Origin of the sequence: Pantoea sp. JGM49 (assembly GCF_018257655.1) — a bacterium.
Lineage (GTDB): Bacteria > Pseudomonadota > Gammaproteobacteria > Enterobacterales > Enterobacteriaceae > Pantoea > Pantoea communis.
In genome coordinates, this window is record NZ_JAERJM010000020.1 from 19,866 (window position 1) to 46,252 (window position 26,387).

A 26,387-nucleotide genomic window follows, 5' to 3' on the forward strand; every position below is an offset into this window, starting at 1 on the left:
GGAGGTGGTTTTTGAAAATGTTAAAAGGTCCGGGCATTTTCCTTTCACAGTTTATCGGCGCTGATGCCCCGTTCAATTCACTGGAAGGATTGGCGAAATGGGCATCCGCTTTGGGATTTCAGGCATTGCAGATCCCGTGCAATCACCCGGCGATATTTAATCTGCAACGCGCAGCCACCAGCCAGACTTACTGCGATGAAGTGCTGGGATTGCTGAAGCAGTATGGCCTCAGCATCAGCGAGTTATCGACGCATCTGGAAGGGCAGTTGGTTGCCGTGCATCCTGCGCATGACGCTGCCTTTGATAATTTTGCACCGGCACACCTGCGCGGCAAGCGGGAAGCGCGCACGGCCTGGGCGATCGAGCAGGTCAAACATGCCGCAGTCGCCTCCAGTAAACTTGGACTGACTGCCCATGCCACTTTCTCTGGCTCGCTCGCCTGGCCCTATGTTTACCCGTGGCCGCCGCACAACCCGCAGTTGCTGGATGAGGCCTTTAAGGAACTCGCCCGTCGCTGGCAGCCAGTGCTGGATGTGTATGATCAGCATGGCGTGGATGTGTGTTACGAATTACACCCAGGCGAGGACCTGCACGATGGCGCCACCTTTGAGCGTTTCCTTGAACAGGTGAACCACCATCCTCGTTGCAATATCCTGTTTGATCCCAGCCATCTGCATCTTCAGCACATTGATTACCTGCAGTTCATCGATATCTATCATTCGCGTATTAAAGCCTTCCACGTCAAAGATGCGGAGTATCAGCGCAACGGTCGTAGCGGGGTGTATGGCGGCTATCAAAACTGGATCGATCGCGCCGGGCGTTTCCGTTCGCCAGGCGACGGGCAGATTGATTTCAAAAGCATCTTCAGCAAACTGGCGCAGTACGATTTCAACGGCTGGGCGGTACTGGAGTGGGAATGCTGCCTAAAAGATGCGGAAACCGGTGCACGGGAAGGGGCTGAATTCATTCAACGTCACATCATTCCGGTCGCCAGTCGAGCCTTTGATGATTTTGCCGCGCAGGATGACAGCGGCAGTATCCGTGCACAGCTCGGACTTAATGAGGAGTCGTAAATGATTAATGTCGGAATTATCGGCAGCGGATTTATCGGCCCCGCGCACATTGAGGCACTACGTCGCCTCGGCAACATCAATGTCGTGGCTCTGTGCGACTCCACGCTGGAGAAAGCACAAGCCCAGGCGGCGCAATTGCACGTGCCGCACGCCTATGGTGACATTGTCACCTTTTTACAGCATCCAGAGCTGCATGCTGTGCACAATTGCACGCCCAATCACCTTCATGCTGCCATCAATAAGCAGGTTTTACTCGCCGGTAAGCACCTGTTCTCGGAAAAACCACTTTGCATGACGATGGGCGAAGCGCGTGAATTAGTGGCACTGGCAGAACAGGCAGGCGTGGTCAACGGGGTCAGCTTCGTGTACCGACAGTTTGCCATGGTCCAGCAAGCCGCGAGCATGGTGCGCAGCGGCGAAACGGGCCGCACCTTTGCCGTTCAGGGCAGCTACTTACAAGACTGGATGCTGGAAGAGACGGATTACAACTGGCGTGTGGAGGCCGACAAGGGCGGTGCATCGCGTGCAGTAGCGGATATCGGTTCTCACTGGTGCGACACCATACAGTTTGTTACAGGCCGCAAGATAGTGGCGGTGATGGCTGACCTCGCCATCGTCTGGCCCACCCGCAAAGCCAATCTGGCGGGTCAGGCCACCTTTAGCGCGCAGACACAGCAGGCTCAGTATCAGGATTGTCCGGTGAATACGGAAGATCTGGGCTTTGTGCTGCTGCGCTTCGATGATGGCAGTAAAGGCTGTCTGAGCGTGTCACAGGTGGCGGCGGGGCGCAAAAATCGCCTTTATCTGGAGGTGTGTGGCAGTCAGGCCTCGCTGGCGTGGGATCAGGAAGTGCCACAACAGTTGTGGGTCGGTCATCGTCATCAGGCCAATCAAACCCTGACGGACGATGCGTCGTTGATGAACCGCGATGTTGCCGCCCGTGCCCGTTTTCCTGGCGGGCACATCGAAGGCTGGCCCGATGCATTTCGCGCCATGATGCAGCAGTTTTATCAGGCGGTGGAGAAGGGTGAAATGCCGGCGCAAGATGAACGACACTTTGCTGACTTCAGCGACGGCGCGCAGGTGATGGCCATCGTTGAGGCGATCGTAAAAAGCCATCGCGATCAACGCTGGGTCGGCGTCAGCATTTGATACACAGGCGCGTTCCGGCGCGCTTGATCTTCCGCATAAGCCACCCCGCCTAACTTATTGTCACGCGTCGATTTATGGTAGCCTGCAATTCAGAAACTGACGCAGGAAGTTGAGTCATCATGTCCATTCAGAAAATCGCGAAGCTGGCCGGTGTTTCCGTGGCCACGGTGTCACGCGTGCTTAATAACAGTGACACCGTAAAGGATAAGAACCGGGATAAGGTGCTGGAAGCCATTAAAGCCAGCAACTACCAGCCAAATCTGTTAGCCCGTCAGCTGCGCACGGCGCGGAGCTCCATGGTGCTGGTGCTGGTTTCTGATATCTCCAACCCGTTTTGCGCTGAAATTGTGAAAGGTATCGAAGAGCAGGCCGAGCAGAATGGCTACCGCATTCTGTTGTGTAACTCCGGATCGGACATCAATCGCTCCCGCTCAAGCCTGCAACTGCTGGCAGGCAAAATGGTCGATGGGGTGATCACCATGGATGCTTTCACCACCCTGACTGAACTAACACAGCTGATCGGCAACATGCCCTGGGTGCAGTGTGCCGAATACGCCGATGCCGGCGATATCTCCTGTGTGGGTATTGATGATGTTCATGCTTCGCGCCAGCTGGTGGCGCATCTGGTGGCCAGCGGACGCAAACGCATTGCCCTGATCAATCATGATTTGAGCTATAAGTACGCCCAACTGCGTCAGCAGGGTTATCAGCAGGAACTGGAACAGCGCGGTCTGTCCTGGCAGGCGGTGAGTTACGCGAGTGAGCTGAGTTTTAACGCTGGCAAGCGCGCGATGGAAGCGTTACTCAGCGCAGATACACAGCCTGATGCGGTATTTGCCGTCTCCGACACACTGGCTGCCGGGGCGATGGCCGCTATCCAGGCCGCGGGACATCAGGTGCCGCAAGATATCGCCGTTGCAGGCTTTGACGGGTCGGAACTGGCTGAAATGATCTCTCCGCCTCTGACCACCATCGCGCAGCCATCACGCGATATCGGGCGGACCGCGTTCAGCCTACTGCTGCAGAAGATTGACGACCCGCAATCGCCAACTGAGCGCGTCATGATGGACTGGCGCCTGATCGTGCGCGCCAGTGCCTGATCGCTTAATGCGGCAGTTTTTCCAGCGCCGCACGCAGATTCTGATGTGAAGTGGTGATGATGCTCCAGGCATCCTTCGGCTTGTCGTGCTCAATGATAAACCACTTCACGCCGCTGGTTTTGGCGGCAGGCAGAATGGTTTTCCAGTCCAGCAAGCCTTCGCCCAGCGGCGCAAAATTCATCTCATCGTCGCGGATACCAATCGACGCATTATCCTTGGCGTGGATCGCATAGATCCGTCCCGGATACTCTTTCAAAAGGCGCGCCGGATCCTGACCGCCGCGTGAAACCCACGCCGCGTCCATCTCCAGTTTCAGATTTTCTGCCCGTGAGTGATTGAAGATGATCTCAAGCGCGGTCACGCCATCGTACTTTTTCATCTCGAAATTATGATTGTGGTAAGCGAGCTGCATGCCGTCTTTACGCAGTTTCGCGCCGAGTTTATCCAGGCGTTGTGCATAGTCTATCCATGCTTTGGTGCTGTCCGGGCGATCTTCCGGTTTGATCCACGGAACCACGATGGTGTGATTACCCACCGCTTTATTGAACGCCACGGTCTGCGTGTAGTCGCTCTCCAGTGCCGTTAATTGCACGTGGGATGAGGTTACGGTCAGGTGATTTTTATCCAGCAAGGGTTTCAGCTCTTTGGCTGCCAGACCCTGCGTGCCTACCAGCTCAACGTGCTCGAAGCCCGCTTTATGGGCCATGGCGAACTGTTCTGCCGGGGTGCCGACATTACGTAAGGTGTACATCTGCAGTCCAATTTCATCTTCAACACCTGCTGCTGACGCCTGCGAGGGCACAGCACTCAACATGGATAATATCCCAGCCAAAACCATCAATTTTTTCATCTTAATTCAGCTCCTTATCATAAGTAATCGATTACAAATTAACTTAAAGTAATCGATTACAAAATTATGCGTGCCGATTTTGTGATCTGTGTTCAGATTATGGGGTGATTGGCAATCTGGAGAGTTAAAGCGATTTTGGGCTGTAAAAGGTGAGGGTGCGCGCAAGGATAATGGCCTGAATCAGGCCACCCACCTAAATGCAGCCATCCAATTCTTTCACAAGGATGGTGAGCAAGTAGTCGAGATACCCTCATACCCGTCCTCTATGCTTCTCATCATTGCTGCTACTTGAGTAATATTGCTACCCAAAAACCTACGCCAGCCCATCCACAATGGTAATCATGGCCGTTGCCACGTTCTCACGCTGCTTTTTGGCTAACTGATACTCGTCAGAATGATAGCAGTCCAGCGCCGTTTGATAATCGGGGAATTCAATGATCACATGTTTCTTAAATTCATCGCCCTCAAGTGAGGTGGCATTTTCACCGCGAGCGATAAATTTCGCCTGATATTTTTTAAACGCAAGCGGTGCCAGCTCAATATAATTCTGGTACTGCTGTGCATCCTCAATATTGACGTGGGCGATCCAATAAGCAGACATTATTTTTCCTCGGCAGTCAGAATAGATTTAGCCAGCGTGGCCGCTTCTGAAAGATGCTGTTTGACGGCCTCTTTCGCGTGTTCGGCATTGTTCTCTTCAATCGCTTCATAAATTCGCGACATACGTTCAAAACCCGCCACCTGGCGCTCCGGACTGCGCAGGGTCAGTGCGCGCAGTCGACTGATACGGCTATTAAGACGCTGGACGATTTCCCACGCAATATGATGTTTTGCAATGGAAAAGAGTGCTTCATAAAAGGCCTGGGACGCTTCAACGCGTTCAATATCATCATGATCGTGCGAGGCTTTAGCAATGCGCAGGAGTTTCTTGTGCAGATTCTTTTTATCACTGCTGGTGGCTAATTTTGCGCAATCCTTCGCCGCTTCGGATTCCAGCAGGATACGAATATCGTAAATCTGCTCGGCCACTTCCCAGGTTAATATCGCCACAATCGGGCCTTTTTTCGGCAGGTTTTCAATTAAACCTTCCGCTTCCAGATAGCGAATCACTTCGCGCACCACGGTACGGCTTACACCTAATTCATCACACAGTGAGCGCTCAACCAAACGGTCGCCAGCTTTAAAGTATCCCGAGATAATGGCCTGACGAACTTTGGCCAGTGCCAGTTCACGTAACGTCACCGGCGTATTTTCAATTTTTAGGGAATGACTCGCATCCATAATCGTCTCTTCGTTGAAATTTAAAAATTCAGCCTGAAGTCAATGTCATGTCCTGCAAGCGTTTTAACTATTAGCACTGTTTCCGTTCTGAAAGCAACGCCGCCTTTACTCTCTTTGCTACCACCGCCTATCGACTTCTCACCGGCCCGCCCGTTGAAATCAGCGTTAGCTCACAGTTTCATCATGCGGTCTGAGCACGAAATAAAAATATCCTTGAGGAATAATCAAAATCTCGTGAATTCATGCCGTTATGAAACGACTGCCCGGATAATTCGTGTGATTTTTATGACCTCAATCACACTCATCTCGCTGCTCAAACCGCCGGTGACACATTGCCTTTTCGATCCTCATCCCCCCATTCATGGCGGGGTTTTGCATCGCTTAAGCATAGCAAAACCGCCGGAAAATTTAATACCGTATGATGGTATACCAACTTTTGACATGCCAGAAATCTCAGTGTTATATCACTTCCCGACACACCAGATTAACAAACCGTTAACTTGAATGAGGTTCTGACCATGCATCCAGATATACGCAAGACGTTCGTTACCACCGAGACCATTTACTCCGACGGCGGCAAAGCGGCGACGACACCGCTGGTGATGATTGCGGCGGCTGCCGTGGTGAAAAATCCGTGGGCAGGTGAGGGTTTCGTGGAAGATCTCGCCCCTAAGATTCGTGAAATGGCACCCGTATTGGGCGAGTTACTGACCGGGTTAATCGTGAAAGAAGCGGGCGGCGGTGACAAGGTTGTGGCTTATGGCAAAAGCGCCGTCGTCGGTCTGAACGGCGAACTGGAGCACGCGTCAGCGCTGATTCACACCCTGCATTTCGGCAACCATTACCGCTCAGCGGTAAAGGGTAAAACCTATCTGGCCTTTAACAACACCCGCGGTCCAGCCAATACGCCCATTCTGGTGCCGATGATGGGCACCGATGATGAAGGGACTCGCGAGCACTACCTCACCATGCAGTTCAACATCAATGATGCGCCATTCAGCGATGAGATTGTGATCGCGTTGGGCGCGGCACTGGGCGGCCGTCCGCATCATCGCATCGGCAACCGTTATCTTGACCTGAAAGAGTTAGGCCATGACCAGAAAAACCCAGCAGCTATCTGAGTTAGGTCTCCAGGTGAGTTATCTGGAGGCTGGACAAGGCACGCCGCTGGTGTTGATCCACGGCGTCGGCATGAACGCTGACGCCTGGTTCCCGCAAATGGACGTGCTGAGTCGCTATTTCCGCGTGATCGCGGTGGATATGCCGGGCCATGGCGAAAGCAGCGGTTTTCGCCATCCCGCCACCCTGAAAGATTACGTGCAGTGGCTGGCCCTGTTCCTGAAGACACAACCGGAATCCAGCTTTGCCGTGGCCGGACACTCAATGGGGGCGCTGATTACTGCAGGGATTGCCATCGATTATCCCCAGTTGGTGAATCACGCGATTGTGATGAGCGGCGTGTTCAAACGTAACGACACGGCACGCAACGCCGTGCTGCAGCGGGCACAAGAGCTGGCCAGCGGCAATGTGCGGCTCGATGCCCCGCTGGATCGCTGGTTCAGTGACGATCACCACGAACAGCCCCTGCGTAAAAAAGTGGGCGCGTGGTTGCAGCAGGTGAATCTCGACGGCTATGCCCGCGCCTATCAGGCGTTTGCGGCCGGAGATCGCTTTTATTCAGAACGCTGGAACGAAATGCAATGTCCGGTGTTGGTGATGACCGGTGAACTGGATGCCAATTCGAATCCAGACATGACGCGCCAGATGGCCCAGGCCGCGCGCCAGGGGCAGGCGGTGGTGGTCGCTAACGCTAAACACATGTTGAACCTGACGGATGCCGATCGCGTGAACGAAGAGATTTTATCGTTCCTCAATCCGGTTGCTGCCGCCGTCACGCAAAAAGAGCCTGTAAAGGAGTAACTTATGGACGCAGATAAACGCAGACAGTTACGCGACGCCTTTGGCGCCTTCATGACCGGTGTCACTGTGGTCACCACCAACGATGCGCAGGGGCAGCCGATTGGTTTTACCGCCAATTCGTTTTCTTCGGTATCGCTCGATCCCGCGCTGCTGCTGGTGAGCATCGATAAGCGCTCCGCCAATTTCGACAACTTCACTCAGTGCCCGCACTTCGCTATTAACATCCTGGCGGAGCAGCAGAAAGAGACGTCGAACATCTTCGCGCAGAAGATTGCCGATCGCTTCTCATTAGTGAAGTGGCGCAAAGGGGAGTTCAGCACGCCGCTGCTGGATGACAGCTCCGCCTGGTTTGAATGCGCGATGCATCAGGTGGTGGATGCCGGTGACCACGCGATCCTGATCGGCAAAGTTGAGCAGTTCGATTCCTGCGGCACCCCGGGGCTGGGCTACTATCGCGGCGCCTACTTCACGCCTTATCAGAATGCGGAGTCTCTGATTGCCGGTCCTAACGTGGTGGTCAGTGCGTTGATTGAATCGGCGGGCCAGGCGCTGGTGGTGAAAAAAGAGAAGGGTTACGGCCTGCCGTCGCAAACGGTGAATAACCGCAGCGTCAGTGACACCCTGAAGCAGGTGTTCGATGGACTTAACATCGAAGCCAGCCCGGGTTTTGTCTACTCCATCTGGGAAGACCGCCAGATGAAACAGCAGCATATCGTGTTCCTCTGCGCGCAACCAACCGGCAGCACCTTGCCAGCGGTGCAGCAGGGCGAATGGGTGGATGTCCACACGCTGGCACAACTGCCGGTGCCGGACAGCGCGTTGAAATCGTTGGTCGATCGGTTTATCCGCGAAAATGCCGTCGGTAATTACGGCCTTTATTACGGCGATGAAGTTGAGGGCTCAGTGCGCCACTTCTTTACTCCGTCTCATCAGGAGGTGGTATGAAACTTTCCCTGTTCCTGCATATGGAGCGCGTGTCAGCGGATGACGCGCAGGACCAGCTGTACGATGAAATGATGGAACTGTGTGAAATCGCGGATAAAGGCGGTTTGCACGCTATCTGGACCGGCGAACACCATGGTATGAACTTCACCATTGCGCCGAACCCATTTATCAATCTGGTGGATATCGCCAGCCGCACGCAAAACGTGCGTCTGGGCACTGGCACCATCATTGCGCCATTCACCCATCCGATCCGCCTGGCGGGCGAAGCGGCAATGACGGACTTGATCACCAAAGGGCGTCTGGACCTCGGGATTGCACGCGGTGCGTACTCCTATGAATACGAGCGTCTGATGCCGGGAATGGATGCCTGGGAAGCGGGCCAGCGTATGCGAGAGCTGGTTCCGGCAGTGAAAGCGTTGTGGAAAGGGGATTACGAACACAAGGGTGAGTTCTGGAATTTCCCGTCTACGACTTCATCGCCACAGCCTAAACAGCAGCCGCATCCGCCGATCTGGGTCGCCGCCCGCGATCCGAACAGTCATGAGTTTGCGGTGAAGAACGGTTGCAACGTGCAGTGTACGCCGTTGCATCAGGGGGAAGAGGAGATCACGCGCCTGATCACCACCTTTAAAGATGCCTGCCGTGAATACGCACCCGATCAGCCGCTGAAAATCATGCTGCTGCAGCATGGATTCATCGCGGAGGATGAGGCAGATGCGCAGCAAGCCGCTGTTGAGCTCAATCGTTTTTATAACTACTTCGGCGCCTGGTTTAAGAACGAGCGCCCGGTGGAGCAAGGCCTGATTAAGCCGCTGACGGAAGAAGAGATCGCGGCGAACACCTATTACAGCGTGGAAGGCATGCGGAAAAACCTGGCGATCGGTAATCCTGACCAGGTGATCGCGCGCCTGAAAAACTATGAGGCGATGGGCTACGATGAGTACGCCTTGTGGCTGGACAGCGGTATGACCTTCGGGCGCAAAAAAGCTTCGCTGGAACGCTTTATTCAAAACGTTGCACCTGCATTTCACTAAGCGGAGACGTCATGGAATCCTTCAAACTCTACATCGATGGCAAATTTGACGCGGGTGCCGCGACGTTCACCTCGCTGAACCCGGCCACCGCAGAGCCGTGGGCCAGCATTGCCGAAGCGCGCGGCGAGCAAACCGATCGCGCAGTTCAGGCTGCGGCACGTGCTTTTGAATCTGAGGCGTGGCGTGGATTAACCGCCGGTGCGCGCGGCAAATTGCTGTTGAAGCTGGCGGATTTGATTGAACGCGACGCGCCAAAACTGGCACGTCTGGAAACGCTCGATACCGGCAAAATTATCCGTGAAACCCAGGCGCAGATAGCCTACGTGGCGGAATACTATCGCTTCTATGCCGGACTGGCCGACAAGATGGACGGCGCCACGCTCAGCATCGACAAAGCCGATATGGAAACCTGGATCAAACGCGAACCGGTGGGGGTGGTTGCGGCCATTATTCCCTGGAACAGTCAGCTGTTTCTCTCCGCGGTGAAAATCGGGCCTGCCATCGCGGCCGGCTGTACGGTGGTGGTGAAAGCGGCAGAAGTTGCCCCGACGCCACTGCTGGCTTTTGCAGAGTTGGTGCATGAGGCTGGTTTTCCGGCTGGCGTGATCAACGTGATCACCGGATTTGCTGAAGGATGTGGCACGGTGCTGACACAGCATCCGCTGGTTGATCACATTGCCTTTACTGGTGGCGCAGATACGGCACGTCACATCATTCGCAACAGCGCGGAAAACCTGGCGAGTACCTCCCTGGAATTAGGCGGGAAATCCCCGTTTATCGTGTTTGCCGATGCCGATTTAGACAGTGCAGCCAATGCGCAGGTGGCGGCCATCTTCTCTGCCTCAGGACAGAGCTGTGTGGCGGGATCGCGTCTGTTGCTGGATGAGCAGATAAAAGATGCCTTTATTGAAAAGCTCACCAGCAAAGTGCGCGGGATTGTGATTGGCTGCCCGCAACAGCAGGAGACGCAGTTTGGTCCACTTTGTACCGAGCGGCAGAAAAGCAATATCGAGCAGGTAGTGAGTCGCAGCATCGAGCAGGGCGCGCGTCTGGTGATCGGCAATCAGCCGGTTGATCGCCCTGGTTTCTATTATCCGCCCACCATTCTCGATTGCAGCGCCGTACCGAATGCAGAAAGCGTGGTGCAGGAGTTGTTTGGTCCGGTGTTGTCGGTGCTGACGTTTAAAGATGAAGCCGACGCGATTCGTTTAGCCAACGGCACAGAGTATGGTCTGGCGGCAGGCGTATTCACCCAGAACCTGACTCGCGCCCATCGCGTCACGCGTAAGTTGCGCAGCGGCGTGGTCTGGCTAAATACTTATCGCGTGGTTTCACCGCTGGCGCCATTTGGCGGCTACGGTAAGTCTGGCTTTGGTCGAGAAGGCGGCATTGACGCGGCGTTGGAATACACCACCACGAAAACAATCTGGCTGCGCACCAGCGATGAGCCGATTAGCGATCCCTTTATTATGCGCTGAGGGGTTAAGGTGCGCTGACATGCGCACCTTGCGGGAATCTGGTTTGCATATATCAATGCGCGCTCTGCCAGAAATAAAGTTGGAATTTTCAGCGTCGTTATTTATGACGACCGTCACAGGTACAGTTGTTAAGCATTAAATAGCACCGGGAGTCTTACCGCCAATTCTTTAATAAGAAGACGAAAAACCATTCGTCGGGATGGCTGTGGCTTTTTTTCGCGAGGAAGGTTTTACCCACATTAAAAAACAATCCCATTTTGAGAATTGGAGGGTATGGTGAATACACAACCACGTCAGAGTCAAATTATAGAAAATAAGTCAGTGGATTATGTCCCGGAATCGGAACGCCACGGTAAATCGCACAGTTTATTTACCTTGTGGTTCTGTACCAACATTGCACCGTTGGCGGTAGTCAGCGGTGCGATTGCCACCGAAACGTTTCATCTGAATGTTATTTCCGCATTAACCGCGATTATTGCCGGTCATCTGTTTGGCGGGATCTTCCTTGCGTTAACTTCTGCGCAAGGGCCCAAAGTCGGCATTCCCCAAATGGTGCAGAGCCGCGCGCAATTTGGTCGCTACGGTTCGCTGCTGGTGATTAGCTTTACGACGGTGATTTATCTCGGGTTCTTTATCTCGAATATTTCGCTATCCGGTAAAGTCATCAACAACGTCTTTCCGTCGATGCCGGTAAGCAGTGCCACGGTCATTGGCGCTATTCTTGCCACCGCCATTGGTATCGTCGGTTATCATTTTATCCATCGCATCAATAAAGTTGGTGCATGGATCATGGGTGCGGCGCTGATTTTGGGCCTGGCGCTGATGGTGTCACAACCCTTACCCGCAGACTTTTGGTCTCGCGGCAGCATGAGTGCAGCAGGGTGGTTTGGCACTTTCTGCATAGGTGCGGTATGGCAAATCAGTTTCTCTCCCTATACCTCTGACTACTCGCGCTATCTGCCCGCCAATGTCGGTATTGCACGCCCGTTTATAGCCACTTACTTAGGCGCCTGCGGCGGTACCATTCTGGCCTTTATCTTCGGTATGATGGCCGTCAATATCGCACCGACAAGCGATGCGATGATGTCAGTGCGCCACGCCACTGGCTGGCTCGGCCCTATTCTGATGGTGCTGTTCCTGGTCAATATTATCTGCCACAACTCAATGAATCTGTATGGCGCGGTATTATCACTGATCACCGCTGTGCAGACGTTCCGTCCACACTGGACGCCGGGTGCCGCAGTGCGTTTAGTGGTCTCATCACTGGTATTAGTGGGAAGCGTGTTAGTCGCGCTGGCAGCATCACAGAACTTTGTTTCCTTCTTTATCAATTTGATTCTGGCGTTGATTGCGGTATTGATTCCATGGATTGTGATTAATCTACTGGATTTTTATTATGTCAATAAGCAGAAGTATGACGTTGAAGCGATATTTCGTGCAGACGGCGGACGTTATGGATTGCTCAATACCCAGGCATTGCTGGTCTATTTCGCTGGAATCTTAGTGCAAGTGCCCTTTGTTGAAAATGCATTCTTTTCCGGTCCCTATGCGAATTTAATTCCGGGCGTCGATATTTCATGGATTATTAGTTTCGTGGTGACGAGTATCGCGTATCCTTTACTGCATCGTAAAAGCGAGTCAGGTCTGGTCAGCACCCGGAAAAGTAAGGCTTGATTTAAGCGCGATGGCTCCTGATATTAATGGTTTTATTCAGGCCCTCTTTAATGAGGGCTCTGTTTAGGTTTTTTTCTGTTGAAACGATGTTGATTATTCGCCATCAAAATGCTCAATCCGTTTGCGAATCCTGTAGCGTTAATAACCCTACACACCTGGAAGTAGCGCCCACCAGCAGGTGAGGGGATCGCAATTCATTAGTTACAACAAACAATAAGTCATATTTTAAAACTGCACTGAGCTGAACCTCAGCTCACACGCCCCTCTCAACCCGGACCCGCGCCGAACCTGCACCCGGGTTGCCCCCACTGAATAGCGGCCGCTGCCCGGCCCGAAGGGCCGGTAAGTCTTTTAAGGCTTTGGGTTGAATGCTGTAACTACTTGGTTCTTCGTTGCTGTGAGTGGTGCCGCGGGTTTTATCTTTCGTCTCCGACCGTCTGACTTCAGTGCGCCTGAAGAGCCGCTGCTTAAACGGTGGTCGGACAGGTTGAGATTCTGCCTGTTGAGAATTTGCATCAGAGAAAGTATGGATGACGCTTTCAGCACAAACCGGCAGCAATATGAATATAAACCAGTCCTTCAGCTTGCTGCTCATTGCGTGCCGATTGAGATACCTCTCTTTAAGCAACATGGATTATTACCGCATTCTTAAGATTCTGTTAAGAACATCATGTTTTACTCGTAATCGCATTGGGCAAAAACATATTGGGGTATAGACATGCTTCCGGATTGCGATTAACCCAGCACAGGAAAGAGCTGATATTTATTCGCAAAAACAAGCATAAGACAGCACTTTTATTCAAACGGCGTGAGAGGGACGAGGCATGTTAGTGAAACTGAAACGGATTCGCAGTCACAATGAGGATAGAAAGCTGGCACTGTGTCTGGCCACCTCGGCCGGGCTGCTCAACGCGGTTGCGCTGGGCGCATTTGGTCTGTTTCCTTCACATATGTCTGGAAATGTTTCCCAACTGCCTGGCGACCTCAGCGGACACGACCTGTGGCACCTGCGTATTTTTGCTGCCATGATCGCCGTCTTTATATCTGGCTCCGTAATTGCGCGAATCGGTATCGCCGCAGGCATACGCAACGGTATCCGGACAATTTTCAGCTGCCTGTTGCTGGCTGAAGGAGGCATGCTGGTCCTTACATCTCTCTTTGAGGTATATCACTACTCGCCTGCAAACAACGCCGAAATTATCCTGCTACTGGCATTTCTGATGGGGATGCATAATTCAACCTCGACGCAGTTGTCAGATGGGCGGGTGCGTGCCACGCACATTACCGGCACCCTGACGGATGCCGGGATAGCAGCGGGTTCGCTTCTGAGTGGATGGTTGCGCCGGGAGCAACATCGAACCCTCAGCACCAGTAAACTCCAGCTCAGTACCCACCTAATCACCGCTTGTTCATTTCTGTGCGGGGGTATGGCAGGCGTGCTGCTGTACCGGACAATGGGATTCAGTGCACTGGCAGTCCCCGGGATAGTGCTGATATCCATCGCCTTGCTGTCAATAGCCTTTACCCTGTACCGTACCAGGAGGTCACGTTTCATCATGCCATAAGAGGTATAGCCTTGCATGGCAGGTTGATTTATGGCGGGATCTGTTTTTTGTGATTACGCTTCCTGCTTTAGCTATTTAAACTCCGGATAGTTTATGGCACGTGGCAAAGTTAAGAACGCGCTGAGCGTTTCTAAATTACATATTCAAACACTGGAAAGTTTTCTGCAGGAATCAGTAGTGATACTGCGCGCCCTGGAAGAACAGAAAACGGCAGCAGGGGAGGTGTTTATTCACGAAAAGCGTCTGATTGAGGCGAGGCGTGAGTACAGCCATCTGCAGGATGAACTCAGCGTTGCCCATGCTAAGCATGCCAGACTGAGACGAAATAAACTCGCTCTGCAGTCAGCCTGATCCCACTTCCTGTCAGAAATGCTTAAAAAGTTGTAGCCCTGAGGTGAGTTTTCCCTGTGTAATCAGTGCAGACGAATCGGCAGGGTGGACAACGGATGACTGAAAAAGGAAAAAGCTGGGTAAAGGCAGAGGACGTGGCGCGGCTGGCGGGGGTTTCCCGTTCTGCGGTATCCAGAACCTTTACGCCCGGCGCATCCGTTGCGGAAAAAACCCGCGCAAAGGTGATGCGTGCCGCCGAGCAGCTGGGCTATCAGGTCAATATTATTGCCCGCACCATGAACACCGGCAGCAGCAACTTTATCGGCATCGTCACCGCAGGATTCGATAACCCTTTCCGCAGCAAACTACTCGCTCCTCTGGTGCACCAACTTGCCCTGCACGGCTTCATGCCGCTGTTGATGAATGCCGACGATCCCGAACAGCTGGCGCCTTCACTGCGGCAGCTGCTCAGCTATCACGTTGCGGGCGTCATCATCACCTCCGGCGCGCCGCCGCTGTCGCTGGCCGAAGAGTATCTGGCGCGCAAAATACCGGTCACGCTGATTAACCGCCACGCAGACCTGCCGGGCTGCGATCGCGTGACCAGTGACAACGCGCAGGGCATGCAGCTGATGGCTGACTACTGCCGCCAGCAGGGCTGGCAGAATATCGGTTTTATCGGCGAACACAGCACCAATTTCAGCACGGAACAACGCCACGAGGCGCTGCTGGCCTGTGCGCCAGACCTCACCGTTAACACCCGTTTCATTGCCGGCGGCGGCTATGCCGCGGGCAGGGCGGCGGCACAGGCACTCAGCGAATGTCAGGTGCTGCTGTGCGCCACGGACATGCTGGCACTGGGCGCGATGGACGGCCTGCGTGCGCTGAACAGCAGCGGACCTCTTCCTGCGGTCATCGGTTTTGATGACATTCCGCAGGCCAGCTGGGATCCGTACCATCTCACCACCGTGCAGCAGGATACCGACGGCCTGGCGCAGCAGGCGGTCGACCTGCTGGTCACCCGTATTGAACAGTTTGACCTCCCGTCCCGCCAGCGCGCCGTACCGGTGAAATTAATCGTTCGCCAAAGCGCATAATGGAAAATTAATTTTATGCGGGTTTGCTCACAGATTAATCCTCCCAATCCAGCCAGACTCCTTTCTGCCCTGCGGGGCTAATTTTTTGCCACAAAATGCACACGTGTGCATTATCGAGAAGTTATGGCTACCCATGAAGTTGATTCGCTTCTGGCGCGTTACCGTTTCGCCTGCAGTCTTGCGGAGTCCGGGGGAAAACTGGCCTATGAGTTTTATCAGCAGCGCGACAATCTGCTCACTGAACACAAGGGGGATGACCTGCAGGACGTGGTCAGCCGCGCCGACTGCGAGGTGGAGTCTTACGTCAAATCACGCATCGCAGAAGCTTTTCCGGAAGATGGATTTCTCGGTGAAGAGAGCGGCACCGCGGATGTGCAGCAGCGCGTGCTGTGGGTCGTTGACCCGATAGACGGCACCAGCTGTTTCCTTAACGGGCTGCACACCTGGTGCCTGTCACTGGCCATCGTGGTGGACGGTGAACCGGTGATTGGCGTGGTGTACGACCCGAATCACCACGAACTCTTTCATGCTTTGCAGGGACAGGGCGCATGGCTCAATGACCGGCGGATCGCACCGCATGCGGCGGCCAGCGTGGCAGGCGGCGTCATGGGTGTCGGCACCTCGCATCGCGTGTCCTCAGCGGATTTTCTGCCGTTTCTGGATGCGCTGCTGCAGCACGGCGGCATGTTCGTCCGCAACGGTTCGGGTGCCCTGATGAGCGCCTGGGCCGCCGCCGGGCGACTGATAGGTTATTACGAACCGCATATGAATCCGTGGGACGGCCTGCCCGGCATCGTGCTGATGCGCGAGGCCGGCGGCTCCACGAATGACTACCTGGCTGACGAGGGCATCGCGCGCGGCAACCCGGTACTTCTGGCAAGTGAAACGCTTTACCCACAATTAAAACAATGGGTTAAACAACCCTTACGCTAACCTGCACGGGCAGGGCTTCTGATTCTGTACTCTACATATAATGGAACCGGCCGTCAGGGATGATACACAGCAATCAGCAACGCCTCCGCCTTTCGGAGACAATATGATGTCAGGATTACTCAGCTATTTCCGCGCCAGCCCGGAGAAACACGCCGGCGCCTTTAATGAACAGCGCTTTCGCTTCGTACGGTGGCAGACGTTTCTGGCGATGACGCTGGCGTACGTCACGTTTTACGTGTGCCGGCTGTCGTTTACCGTAGCCAAAAGCGCTCTGGTGGACCTGGGTATTTCACCTTCCGAGCTGGGCATGATCGGCTCGGCACTGTTTTTCAGCTATGCCATCGGCAAGCTGGTGAACGGATTTATCGCCGACCACGCTAACGTGGTGCGCTTTATGAGCCTTGGCCTGCTGCTCAGCGCGGGTATGAACCTGATGATGGGCATGACGACCAACGCCATGCTGCTGGCCATCTTCTGGGGCATCAACGGCTGGGCACAGTCGATGGGCGTCGGACCCTGCGCGGTGTCGCTGGCGCGCTGGTACGGCACGAAAGAGCGCGGCACCTTCTATTCGATCTGGTCGACGGCGCACAACATCGGTGAAGCCATGACCTATATGGTGATCGCTGCGGTGATTGCCGGATACGGCTGGCACATGGGCTATCTCTCCACTGCCGCGCTGGGCGCAGCAGGCGTGGTGATCATGCTGCTGTTTATGCGTGACTCGCCGCAGAGCAGCGGCTTCCCGTCCATTCATGAAATCAGCAACGAGCCCCTGGAAGAACATGAGGCGAAAAGCTCCATCCTGAAAAACCAGCTTTTCGCGCTGCGCAACCCGGCACTGTGGACGCTGGCACTGGCCTCCGCCTTTATGTACATCGATCGCTACGGCGTGAACTCCTGGGGCATTTTCTTCCTGCAGCAGGGTAAGGGCTACACCACCGTGGAGGCCTCGGCCATCATCGGCGTGAATGCCATCGCGGGCATTGTCGGCACCATCCTGGCGGGCGTGCTATCGGACCGGTTCTTTGCGAAAAATCGCAGCATTATGGCCGGCTTCATCAGCCTGATTAACACCGGTAGCTTTGCGCTGATGCTGTGGTCACCGCACAGCTACTACACCGACATCATCTCCATGGTCATTTTTGGTGCCACCATCGGTGCGCTGACCTGCTTCCTGGGCGGCCTGCTTGCCGTGGACATTTCATCCCGTAAAGCGGCGGGCGCTGCGCTGGGGACCATCGGCATCGTCAGCTACGCCGGCGCCGGGTTTGGTGAATTCCTCACCGGCATCATTATCGACAGAACGTCGGTGATTGAGAACGGCAAAAAAATCTACGATTTTCACACGTTGTCCCTGTTCTGGGTGGCAGCCGGTCTCGTTTCCGCGCTGTTGTGCTTTGTCACCGCCGTAATGGTGGCGAGACGCAACGCCAGCGAACACCGCACCCTTTCTACCTCTTAATCAGATCAGTAAGGAAGACATTATGATGCCACGCAGACATCAGGCCGCCGCACGCCTGTTCATTGCCGGTGCACTGTGGCTTTGCGCCTCTCAGGCGCAGGCGGAAGCACAGTATCAGCTGGAGAAAGTCGTCGAGCTCAGTCGTCACGGCATTCGCCCGCCCACGCCGGGCAACCGTAAGGATATTGTAGCGGCCACGCATCGTGCCTGGACAACCTGGACCACGCATGACGGTGAACTCACCGGTCACGGCTATGCCGCCGTGGCTAACAAGGGCCGCTGGGAAGGCGAGCATTACCGCGAGCTGGGCCTGCTGACCGCGGGCTGCCCGCAACCGCAGGATGTATACGTGCGGGCCAGCCCGCTGCAGCGCACCCGCGCCACGGCACAGGCGCTGGTTGACGGGGCCTTTCCCGGCTGCGGCGTCGAGGTCCATCGGGTTGAGGGAGAGGACGATCCGCTGTTTCAGACGGAAGCGTTTCCTGCCACTAATACTGACCCGGCAAAACAGCTGGCGGCAGTCAGAGCGAAGGCAGGGGATTTAGCCGCACGTCAGCAGGCATTGCAGCCGGCGGTGCAGGCACTCAAACATGCGGTGTGCAGCCCGGATGCGGACTGCTCGTACTTCGACAAGCCCTGGCAGATTAAACAAAGCAAAAGTGGTAAAGCCTCCATTGATGGCCTGAGCGTGCTGGCCAACATGGTTGAAACCCTGCGTCTTGGATGGAATGAAAACCTGCCGCTGAGCCAGCTAGCATGGGGCAACGTCACCTCATCCGCGCAGATCACGGCGGTGCTGCCGCTGCTCACCGCGAATTACGATCTGGGCAACGATGTGATGTACACCGCGCAGAAGCGCGGGTCGATCCTGCTCAACACCATGCTGCAGGGCGTTGAACAGGGTATTTCCGGGACGACGGACAAGCTGCCGGACACCCGCTGGCTGCTGCTGGTTGCGCACGATACCAATATCGCCATGGTGCGCACCCTGATGAACTTCACGTGGACACTGTCAGGCTACACGCGCGGCAACATTCCGCCGGGAAGTAGCCTGGTGTTTGAGCGCTGGCGCGAGACGAAAAGCGGCAAACGCTTCCTGCACGTCTATTTCCAGGGGCAGAGCCTGGATGACCTGCGACGCCTGCAGACGGTTGATGACCAACATCCGTTGCTGCGGGAGGAGTGGCGCCAGTCAGATTGCCGGATCACCGAAGTAGGCACGTTGTGTCCGATGAAGACGTCCCTGAAAGCGCTCGGCAGGAATCTGGATCGCGCGTCCATCACGCCGGTGACCTATCAGTAAGTCACTGACCTGTAGGGCACACAGATATCTGTGTGCCCGTACCATCCGGTACGAATGTCAGGTCTGACATTTTCAGGAAAAGCACGCAAACGTCACCAGGTGCCTGCATTTCAGCTATCTTGTTTATGTTGAAGGTCTTTTTGGAAAAGAACGGCATGATCATGAAGTTAACGGAAGCGGAGCTGGCGACACTGTTAGGCTGTCGTTTCGCATCAGCTGAAAACAATGCCGCAGCCAGCGTCACGACGGTCCTTGAAGTCAGGATCCAGAGTGGCAGGCAGCTGATTGTCCACGAGCTGTACGGCAGGCAACACAAGACACCTCTCACTGTATTTTTGCTCCGATTTCACTATGCGCTGAGCTGAAGGTAGCTGCCTTTGCGCCCGAACAAAGCTGCCGTCTGAGGCGTGATGGTCTGCGTCATTTCCATCCGGAAAATGCCGGCGGGAATACTGAAAAAAAACCGTCTTCAGACGGGTTAAATAAATCAGTACAGAAATTGTCGTTTGCAACAGCGTAGCTGTGTGTGCACCACGATATTACTCTGCTCAGGGTGGAATTTATATTTACCTTTTGTTACTGGTCATAGGAGTTTTCTATAACCCGCGCTTCCGTTTACGCCATCAGCCTCTCGCCACCTAAAGGGCCGACAGGCTCCCTGATAACCAGGGATGAAATTAAAGCCCGCGCAGGTTAGGATCGGCAATTAAATCGGCATTTCAACGAAAATTAATCAAAGTATGGATACCTCAAACCTCTACGCCGATCACCTTGCCTGGTGCGGACTTATTGCACTGAACATGGCACGTCAGGCCGGAGCCGTCATTTCCGCTGCGCAGGAAAATCTCTTTTTATGCAGATGGCTGGCGACGGCCAAGAAGAAGCGTCTGTTCCGGCGTGAACTGGCTAATGACATACGCTGGCTGCTCAGGGAGGGTCGGGAGAAAGGGCTTCGCGCGGATCTTCCAGGCAAGCTGGAATATCTCTGGCGGGCAAGCAGCGGCGATTTGCTGGCGCAGAATGATTTATTCCGCCTCCAGCACGTGATGCACGCCGTTACGCTGACGGGTATTCATTACGGCGTTCTCACGGATTCTGAATGGGAAGGGCGCAAAGCTGTAAAACTGAGTCCTAAAGTGCCGGGGGTGTTTATGAGAAAAAACGATCTGGAAAACGGATTTGGTGACGATGGTTGTCAGATTAACCCTCTCGCTGTGCGTATCACCGCCGATCTTCCTGCCGTGGATGCGCTGCTGAAGCGTGCAGGATGGCAACGTCAGGCAAGAACACCAGATCCTCTGCTGCATCATTTAATGACATGTCCTCAGGAAGGATAATGGGGAAGCGCCGGTTACGCTAAGCCGCTTTTTACGCTCCACATATAGCCTGACTGAAACTCAGCAGCTTGACGTTTCAGTCAGAACTTCATCAGGCAGTGACCTTCGTGCCCTGGTCATTCAGAACAAAGTTTTGCTACCTTGATCCGTGACCGGTCTCTGCATCATCGCTGACGCGTATGAAATTCTGCATTCAGCCAGTAGGCGAATGTCGTTATCCTGCCAGCGAATGCCATTATGTCGCCACGCGGGCGATAACTCATGGCCAGCCAGTAGTCCATCTCCTCCGCCAGTGCCGGGTACCGTTCATTAAACCACTCGCATTGTTCCTCAAGCGTGGTCGGCCAGTCCCGATCCTTATCAGCCCTCAGAATACCCGTTGACCGGATGGCCTTACGGGCCGCAGCTCTTTGCAGCCTCTGCCGTTGTGCGGGTTCTGAAGACGGCTTCATCTGTGAAGCGTAATCATTCAGCACGTTAAAAAAATCACCATTTACGGCAACGGCAATCTCCCTTGAAGGCCTGAAGGCTGCAAAACGTTCGCGTAGATCCTCGCCGTATACACAGACGCAATGGTGCTTGAGCCAGTATCCCCATCGATTGAGCTGCTGAGGATCCATCACAGTGGAGAGGGTGCCGGTGTCCAGGTCAATTTTACTGATTACCGGATGTGCCTCTTCGATCGAACTAATGACCTCAGTCATTTCAGGCGATTCAGCCCCGACGCGTTCATGACTGAAAATAACCGTGATATCCAGATCAGACACCGTCTCTACGGCGGTACCCATAGCCACGCTCCCGTAGACATAGATGCTGTGTATGTTGTCTGCCTGAGAAATGACGAAAGCTTTAACAACATCGCTAATCACATTGCTGAACTGAGGCTGCAAATTTTTTCCGTCAGGGACGGAGATAAAACCGGTTTCATCAACAGCCATTTTTCTCAGCATCATCAAGGAACATGATTACATTATGAAGGATAGGCCTGAACAGTACACCCGATCAGTTAAGCCCCTGCAGGTGAAGAGTGCCTGAAAGTACAACTTTCCCCGCGCTACAGGCACTTATTCTTCCAGAGGACCCAACCTGCAACATTAAGCTACACGCCACACCATAATGCGGTTGCATAAAACGCCATCATTTGCGAAAATTTCGAATAATAGATACAGGAGGTGTTCATGACACAGCTTCAGAATAAGCTTCCTTCACTGCAGGAAGCGGAACTTGCGCGCCTGTGCAGCCGGGAACTCTCCGCCGTGCTCGAAACACGCGCAGAGTCACAACAGGTTTCACTCACTGACAAACGTGGCCAGATACATAATGTCAGCATTCCGGTCAGCGCGCTGCGTATGCTGGTTGATGTACTCACCGAGCTGGGTGAAGGAAATGCCGTGCGCCTTGTTCCAGTCGGGGCAGAGATGACAACGCAGGAAGTGGCCGATCTGCTTAACATTTCGCGTCCAACGCTGATTCGTCTTCTGGACAATGGTGAACTGCCTTACCATCGTACGGGTAACCGTCGTAAAATCCGCTACGTGGACGCGCTTGCATACCGCAACAAACTGGTGAACCAGAGGCATGATGCGCTTGATGAGCTGGGCGCGCTCGATCAGGAACTTGGGCTGGGTTACGAATGAGTTCTGGTTATACCGTAGTATTTGACGCCTGCGTCCTCTACCCTGCACCTCTGCGCAGCTTCCTGATGTACCTTGCTGCCGGCGGGCAGTTTCGTGCGCGATGGAGTGAAGACATCCATGAAGAGTGGATCCGTAACGTGTTACTCAATCGCACCGAGCTTAACAGGGCACAGCTTGAACGTGTCCGTGCATTAATGGACCGCCACGTACCGGATGCCCTGGTAACCGGATATCAGTCTCTGATTGAATCCATCAGGGGATTGCCTGACGAAGACGACCGTCATGTCGTTGCCGCTGCGATTGTGGCCCAGGCAGAAGGTATAGTGACGTTTAATCTCAGGGATTTTCCTGATGAGGTGCTGTCGGTATGGAACCTGCGTGCTATTCATCCTGACAGCTTTATCACTGATCTTACCGACCTGGACATCACCGCGGTGATCGACGCGGCCCGGCGCCAGCGCGCCAGTCTTTTGTCTCCGCCTTTCACGCCCGATGAGTATCTTGACTGCCTGCTGCGGCAGCAGCTTCCGGAAACCGTCTCCCGGTTAAGGCCTCTGGCAGCATTGATCTGAATACACACACGTTAATGACATTCGGAGCGGGCCTGGCAGATGATTTATAAGGTGCCACCTTTAATCAGGCCAGTCGTCCGCCTCCATCAGTCCGACCATAGCACCTTTATGTGCTTCAACCATACGTATGTACCGCATGACAGTCTGGGTCTGAGTCCAGGTGCCCTCCTGCATAATTTGAGCGATTGAGATTCCTTCTCTGGCCATATCCTGTGCGGCCCCGACGCGCGCGCTGTGACCACTCCAGCTGGAATAGCGTCCCTTGTTAGTTTTAAGGGGAGTTTTCGCACCCGCCTGATGTCTTGCACGACGCCAGATGTCTTCCAGGCACGGGGCACTCATAGGCACTTCAGTGACTGACGTGATTTTGTTTGACCGGTGTACAGGGCAGAACAGTACCGCATCGGGTTCGCCCACCAGGCCAGCCGCGTTAATCCATTCCATCAGTCGTTCAGAAGAGCGGGTGCTAAGCGCCTTGACGATCCCACCAGACTGCAAGATGGTTTTTGTCCAGCCCACGTCGAGGATAATACGGCCATCGGCTGCCCGTGAAATGTCCCGCACCCGCAGACGAGATAACTCACTCATACGCAGCAACGTACCGTATGCCACGTGCATGAAGGCAAGATCCCGCAGATGCTGAAGCCGGGGTGAATGCTTCCAGGCCGCATCGAGGCGATTCAGGTCCGGCCGGCAGAAGGGCACCGCCTGCCCGGTACGCTCGCCTGAAACGATGGCCGTACGGTTAATCTTCTTTTTTGCACGGATAACGTCCGGTGAAACTGTCGGAGGCACCAGCCCGGCGTTACGGTGTAACATTGACAGGAGAGCTGCGTGCACCGCAATGGTCGAGGTTGATCGGCCAATCGCCTGAAGATGGAACAGGTAATCCTGCATATCCTCCGGCAACATCGGCAGAAATGAACGCCGGTTTTCCTGCGACCAGCGCCAGCTGATCCGCATTACGCTCAGCAACTGGCGCCACGTATTCGGAGAGAAAGCCTCGCGGTGCCGGACAAAGGCGGCCAGCTTTGCGGTGAGATCGTCATCGGCGCTGCCGCTGAGGGCCACGCCGGTAAAACCGGAGATGTCGTTCATATTTGCTCAATATTTGCCCGTTTAGCTGGAAGCATCGCTACGTGAATTCTGCAGAAAGAGCAGGGCAGATGCCCGCCAGATTTCACGTAGCGCTGCCGGAGATTTAACCGCTTTCGCCCGCTGCTTATAAGCGGGGCAGCATTCAGCTTTCGCCGGCTCGTATAAATGGTCATGTAGTTCAGGATCCGGCCCGGATCCGCATGATACAGGGGTTTCTGGCATTTGTCTGGCCTTATATAAGTATAATTATATAAGCCCAGACAAGATGATTTGATCAGAGGCTGTGATGGGTGCGGGTATAACCTACTTTCTATAACTCCCATTATATAAAGTTAGAGATTTTAAAACTCACTCGCCAATTGAGTGAGTTATATAAAGAGTTATAAATATTTAATAACAGTAAGAACCGTATAACGGCAAATTATATTTTTATAAAAAATCAATTAGAAAGTAATAAAAAATCACAAAATGATCTATATTTTAGACATAAATTTGGCAATATATTCCTTTTCCTTAACTTCAGCGTCGAGTGACATTTGCTTTATCAACTCCGTCAGTTCGGCATGCTTATTTTCAGAAGAGTATGGTATGACAATTAATTTCCTAAGTTCTCTATGTATCTTTTGTATGTTCTCGGGGATGCCTTTAGGAGTAAAAATATAATGAGGCCTAGCATTTGAGTATCTTAAAGCATACATTTCCATGATACCTAATATTGCTGGGTCATCCATAGAAAATCCAACGTATAAAAAGGTATAATTTAATAACAATGAATCGATGAAAGAAGTATAACTATCGTTACCGAAAGCCAGCTTTATATATTGAGAACGAGAAAAAACCACTTTGCTAAAATCATCAATAGAACCATGTATTTTAATTATATAAGATGTATCATGATCTTTTAAAACTTTGAAGGAATCATTATTTATTCCAGCTAATACTTTAAAGTGTCTTTCACCATTTGATAAAGAATCCGACCATGCATCTTCGATGAGTTTATCAAAATTAGTAGTAATAACGATTCGTTGTTTTAGAGAAATAAGAGCCTTATGAAGAGCAGAGGGTGAAGCAGCTCTGCCGTATTCATCTGATACTTTTTTCTCCCAACTTTCTGCATAATTAGACTGAAGTAATTCACAAGCTAACAAGTAGTCTCGATTAGTAATTAGCTCATTAACTTGGCTTCTTAGAGGCTCCTCTCTATCCTGAGCCGCCTCTATCAAGAAATCATTCCAACCTTTGAAACGGTCCTTCTCATCCAATTCGACGCTGGAAGATACACCAGATCCGAGGAACAAAACGACTTTTTTCATGGCAAGATCTTTTATCAAATCATCATTTATCTTTGCCATTATTAATTCTCTTTTTGAGCTTCAATAATATTTTCTAAGTAACGCCTAGCTATAGCTCGATAAAGTTCTCGAGCACTTTTTCTCAATCTCGTATAGTTTCCTGTTCCAGAAACAGAAATCATAGGTACATGCTGAGACTGAGATCTTGGGGCTAAACTTCCTAGATGCCTAATATCGCCTAGATGAGGTGAAAGAGTATCTGATGCATAGAGCGAGAGTAAATGTTCGTTAACTTTTTCAGGGAAAATTTCTCCGATTTCTTCATAAGCTTTTACCCTACGTTTTATCTTAAACTCTTCATCGGAGTTATCATCATGAATAGTGTCATATCCATATCTTTCTCTATGCTGTTGTGTAACGTAGCCTAAGAATTTTAGTTTCCCTTGAGGAGATAATAGAGATAATTCTGTTGGTTCTTCTGAAAGTTTTATACCGGTATCAAGTTCTTTTTTCCATACAGAGACTGTCGAACCAATATTTTTAATGGCCCACAAAGAGAATACATCGACGGACATAGGAACGACAAAGTACTCCATTGCCAAGAGGACAGCTCTATTTATAGCGCCCAAAGATGGCCCCATATCGAAGAATACAAAATCATAATTCATCTCTTTAGCTTTCTTTACCAGCTCTGCAAACACAAATGTTGTTCTGATGCCCCGCATCCCACCACCTTTCGCATCACGCCAATCTCCAGCTAAAAGATCTTCTTGAAGTGCCAGCCTTGGGTCGCCAACAATGAGATCGAATCCAAATTTTTCAATAGTTCTTATTGGAAGTGCGTTCTCATATCCTTTTCCAAGAGAGAGAGGCCTTATAACTGTAAATATGCTTTCAGGGTTGTCTGACGCATATAAACTATTAGTTTCATCATCAGATAAAACATACTGAGTCAAGTTACACTGTGGATCTGCATCTACGATAAGAACTTTAGACTTAAAGTTTAGTGCAAGTTCAGCGCCTAGATTTGCAACTAATGTGGTTTTACCTACACCACCTTTATTGTTGAAAAAGCAAGTTGTTATCGTTCCATTTATGCTTTCACGTAGGGATTTATCTTCGGCTGTTAACTCTTCTATAACTTTTCTTTTTTTACTAGCAGTAGTCATTACTCATCCTTATACACTATAGTGTAGTTAAAGCTACAATCTAGCTTTTATATATTATTTTTTCAGAAGTACATAATCATTT

26 protein-coding genes are annotated in these 26,387 nt (G+C 52.8%); 19 read left to right on the forward strand and 7 right to left on the reverse strand.

Annotated features, from left to right (window positions below; translation table 11 throughout):
• Positions 1-11 precede the first annotated feature (11 nt).
• From JK231_RS23620 to JK231_RS23630, 3 genes are all read left to right on the forward strand, one after another.
• Complete coding sequence (locus tag JK231_RS23620; protein WP_211729743.1) at positions 12-1,073, forward strand: sugar phosphate isomerase/epimerase; 1,062 nt, start codon at positions 12-14, stop codon at positions 1,071-1,073.
• Positions 1,074-2,225 carry a Gfo/Idh/MocA family oxidoreductase gene (locus JK231_RS23625; protein WP_211729744.1) on the forward strand — a complete coding sequence of 384 codons (1,152 nt, stop codon included), beginning with the start codon at positions 1,074-1,076 and terminating at the stop codon, positions 2,223-2,225.
• A 119-nt stretch (positions 2,226-2,344) separates the two neighbouring features.
• On the forward strand, positions 2,345-3,325 hold the full coding sequence (locus tag JK231_RS23630; protein ID WP_211729745.1) for a LacI family DNA-binding transcriptional regulator: 981 nt from the start codon (positions 2,345-2,347) through the stop codon (positions 3,323-3,325).
• A gap of 4 nt (positions 3,326-3,329) precedes the next feature.
• Here the strand turns inward: JK231_RS23630 and JK231_RS23635 are convergent, their stop codons facing one another.
• From JK231_RS23635 to JK231_RS23645, 3 genes are all read right to left on the reverse strand, one after another.
• On the reverse strand, positions 3,330-4,175 hold the full coding sequence (locus tag JK231_RS23635; RefSeq protein WP_211729746.1) for a sugar phosphate isomerase/epimerase: 846 nt from the start codon (positions 4,173-4,175) through the stop codon (positions 3,330-3,332).
• A gap of 313 nt (positions 4,176-4,488) precedes the next feature.
• Positions 4,489-4,776, reverse strand: a complete 288-nt coding sequence (locus JK231_RS23640; protein ID WP_034827637.1) for a DUF1330 domain-containing protein — start codon at positions 4,774-4,776, stop codon at positions 4,489-4,491.
• Positions 4,776-5,456 carry a GntR family transcriptional regulator gene (locus JK231_RS23645; protein WP_097119759.1) on the reverse strand — a complete coding sequence of 227 codons (681 nt, stop codon included), beginning with the start codon at positions 5,454-5,456 and terminating at the stop codon, positions 4,776-4,778. The genes JK231_RS23640 and JK231_RS23645 overlap by 1 nt, the downstream gene beginning before the upstream one ends.
• Positions 5,457-5,974: 518 nt before the next feature.
• Here JK231_RS23645 and JK231_RS23650 point away from each other — a divergent pair.
• The 14 genes from JK231_RS23650 (at position 5,975) to JK231_RS23715 (ending at position 20,537) form a co-directional block, all read left to right on the forward strand.
• The gene (locus JK231_RS23650) at positions 5,975-6,577 is read left to right on the forward strand and encodes an amino acid synthesis family protein (RefSeq protein WP_034827626.1); all 603 of its coding nucleotides are present in this window, start codon (positions 5,975-5,977) and stop codon (positions 6,575-6,577) included.
• The gene (locus JK231_RS23655; protein WP_211729747.1) at positions 6,549-7,376 is read left to right on the forward strand and encodes an alpha/beta hydrolase; all 828 of its coding nucleotides are present in this window, start codon (positions 6,549-6,551) and stop codon (positions 7,374-7,376) included. Before JK231_RS23650 ends, JK231_RS23655 begins: the two co-directional genes overlap by 29 nt.
• 3 nt (positions 7,377-7,379) lie before the next feature.
• A complete protein-coding gene (locus JK231_RS23660; RefSeq protein WP_211729748.1) occupies positions 7,380-8,321 on the forward strand; it encodes a flavin reductase family protein in 942 nt (313 codons plus the stop codon).
• Positions 8,318-9,355, forward strand: coding sequence for an LLM class flavin-dependent oxidoreductase (locus tag JK231_RS23665; protein WP_097119756.1), 1,038 nt, complete (start codon positions 8,318-8,320; stop codon positions 9,353-9,355). Before JK231_RS23660 ends, JK231_RS23665 begins: the two co-directional genes overlap by 4 nt.
• Before the next feature lie 11 nt (positions 9,356-9,366).
• Positions 9,367-10,833 (forward strand): aldehyde dehydrogenase, encoded by a 1,467-nt coding sequence (locus JK231_RS23670; RefSeq protein WP_211729749.1) that lies wholly within the window; start codon positions 9,367-9,369, stop codon positions 10,831-10,833.
• Between the two features lie 273 nt (positions 10,834-11,106).
• Entirely contained in the window at positions 11,107-12,507 is a 1,401-nt protein-coding gene (locus tag JK231_RS23675) for a cytosine permease (RefSeq protein ID WP_176505814.1), read from the forward strand.
• Between the two features lie 824 nt (positions 12,508-13,331).
• The gene (locus JK231_RS23680) at positions 13,332-14,072 is read left to right on the forward strand and encodes a YoaK family protein (RefSeq protein WP_211729750.1); all 741 of its coding nucleotides are present in this window, start codon (positions 13,332-13,334) and stop codon (positions 14,070-14,072) included.
• Positions 14,073-14,165: 93 nt separating this feature from the next.
• Complete coding sequence (locus JK231_RS23685; RefSeq protein ID WP_211729751.1) at positions 14,166-14,423, forward strand: hypothetical protein; 258 nt, start codon at positions 14,166-14,168, stop codon at positions 14,421-14,423.
• A gap of 95 nt (positions 14,424-14,518) precedes the next feature.
• Positions 14,519-15,499 carry a LacI family DNA-binding transcriptional regulator gene (locus tag JK231_RS23690; RefSeq protein WP_211729752.1) on the forward strand — a complete coding sequence of 327 codons (981 nt, stop codon included), beginning with the start codon at positions 14,519-14,521 and terminating at the stop codon, positions 15,497-15,499.
• Between the two features lie 123 nt (positions 15,500-15,622).
• On the forward strand, positions 15,623-16,432 hold the full coding sequence (locus JK231_RS23695) for an inositol monophosphatase (RefSeq protein WP_211729753.1): 810 nt from the start codon (positions 15,623-15,625) through the stop codon (positions 16,430-16,432).
• Between the two features lie 106 nt (positions 16,433-16,538).
• Positions 16,539-17,897 (forward strand): MFS transporter, encoded by a 1,359-nt coding sequence (locus JK231_RS23700; RefSeq protein WP_211729763.1) that lies wholly within the window; start codon positions 16,539-16,541, stop codon positions 17,895-17,897.
• A 22-nt stretch (positions 17,898-17,919) separates the two neighbouring features.
• Positions 17,920-19,200 (forward strand): histidine-type phosphatase, encoded by a 1,281-nt coding sequence (locus tag JK231_RS23705; RefSeq protein ID WP_211729754.1) that lies wholly within the window; start codon positions 17,920-17,922, stop codon positions 19,198-19,200.
• Between the two features lie 125 nt (positions 19,201-19,325).
• Positions 19,326-19,565, forward strand: coding sequence for a hypothetical protein (locus JK231_RS23710; protein ID WP_211729755.1), 240 nt, complete (start codon positions 19,326-19,328; stop codon positions 19,563-19,565).
• A 375-nt stretch (positions 19,566-19,940) separates the two neighbouring features.
• Complete coding sequence (locus JK231_RS23715; protein WP_211729756.1) at positions 19,941-20,537, forward strand: DUF2913 family protein; 597 nt, start codon at positions 19,941-19,943, stop codon at positions 20,535-20,537.
• A 164-nt stretch (positions 20,538-20,701) separates the two neighbouring features.
• Here the strand turns inward: JK231_RS23715 and JK231_RS23720 are convergent, their stop codons facing one another.
• Positions 20,702-21,490 (reverse strand): nucleotidyltransferase domain-containing protein, encoded by a 789-nt coding sequence (locus tag JK231_RS23720; protein ID WP_249221817.1) that lies wholly within the window; start codon positions 21,488-21,490, stop codon positions 20,702-20,704.
• Positions 21,491-21,715: 225 nt separating this feature from the next.
• Here JK231_RS23720 and JK231_RS23725 point away from each other — a divergent pair, with 225 nt between their 5' ends.
• Both JK231_RS23725 and JK231_RS23730 read left to right on the forward strand, forming a co-directional pair.
• The gene (locus tag JK231_RS23725) at positions 21,716-22,174 is read left to right on the forward strand and encodes a helix-turn-helix domain-containing protein (RefSeq protein ID WP_128602179.1); all 459 of its coding nucleotides are present in this window, start codon (positions 21,716-21,718) and stop codon (positions 22,172-22,174) included.
• Positions 22,171-22,746, forward strand: a complete 576-nt coding sequence (locus JK231_RS23730) for a PIN domain-containing protein (RefSeq protein WP_211729757.1) — start codon at positions 22,171-22,173, stop codon at positions 22,744-22,746. Before JK231_RS23725 ends, JK231_RS23730 begins: the two co-directional genes overlap by 4 nt.
• Positions 22,747-22,806: 60 nt before the next feature.
• Here the strand turns inward: JK231_RS23730 and JK231_RS23735 are convergent, their stop codons facing one another.
• The 3 genes from JK231_RS23735 to JK231_RS23745 all read right to left on the reverse strand — a co-directional run bounded on the left by JK231_RS23735 (position 22,807) and on the right by JK231_RS23745 (position 26,305).
• Positions 22,807-23,844, reverse strand: coding sequence for a tyrosine-type recombinase/integrase (locus JK231_RS23735; protein ID WP_211729758.1), 1,038 nt, complete (start codon positions 23,842-23,844; stop codon positions 22,807-22,809).
• A gap of 473 nt (positions 23,845-24,317) precedes the next feature.
• Positions 24,318-25,196 carry an SIR2 family protein gene (locus JK231_RS23740; protein ID WP_211729759.1) on the reverse strand — a complete coding sequence of 293 codons (879 nt, stop codon included), beginning with the start codon at positions 25,194-25,196 and terminating at the stop codon, positions 24,318-24,320.
• A 2-nt stretch (positions 25,197-25,198) separates the two neighbouring features.
• Positions 25,199-26,305 carry an AAA family ATPase gene (locus tag JK231_RS23745; protein WP_211729760.1) on the reverse strand — a complete coding sequence of 369 codons (1,107 nt, stop codon included), beginning with the start codon at positions 26,303-26,305 and terminating at the stop codon, positions 25,199-25,201.
• Positions 26,306-26,387 lie beyond the last annotated feature (82 nt).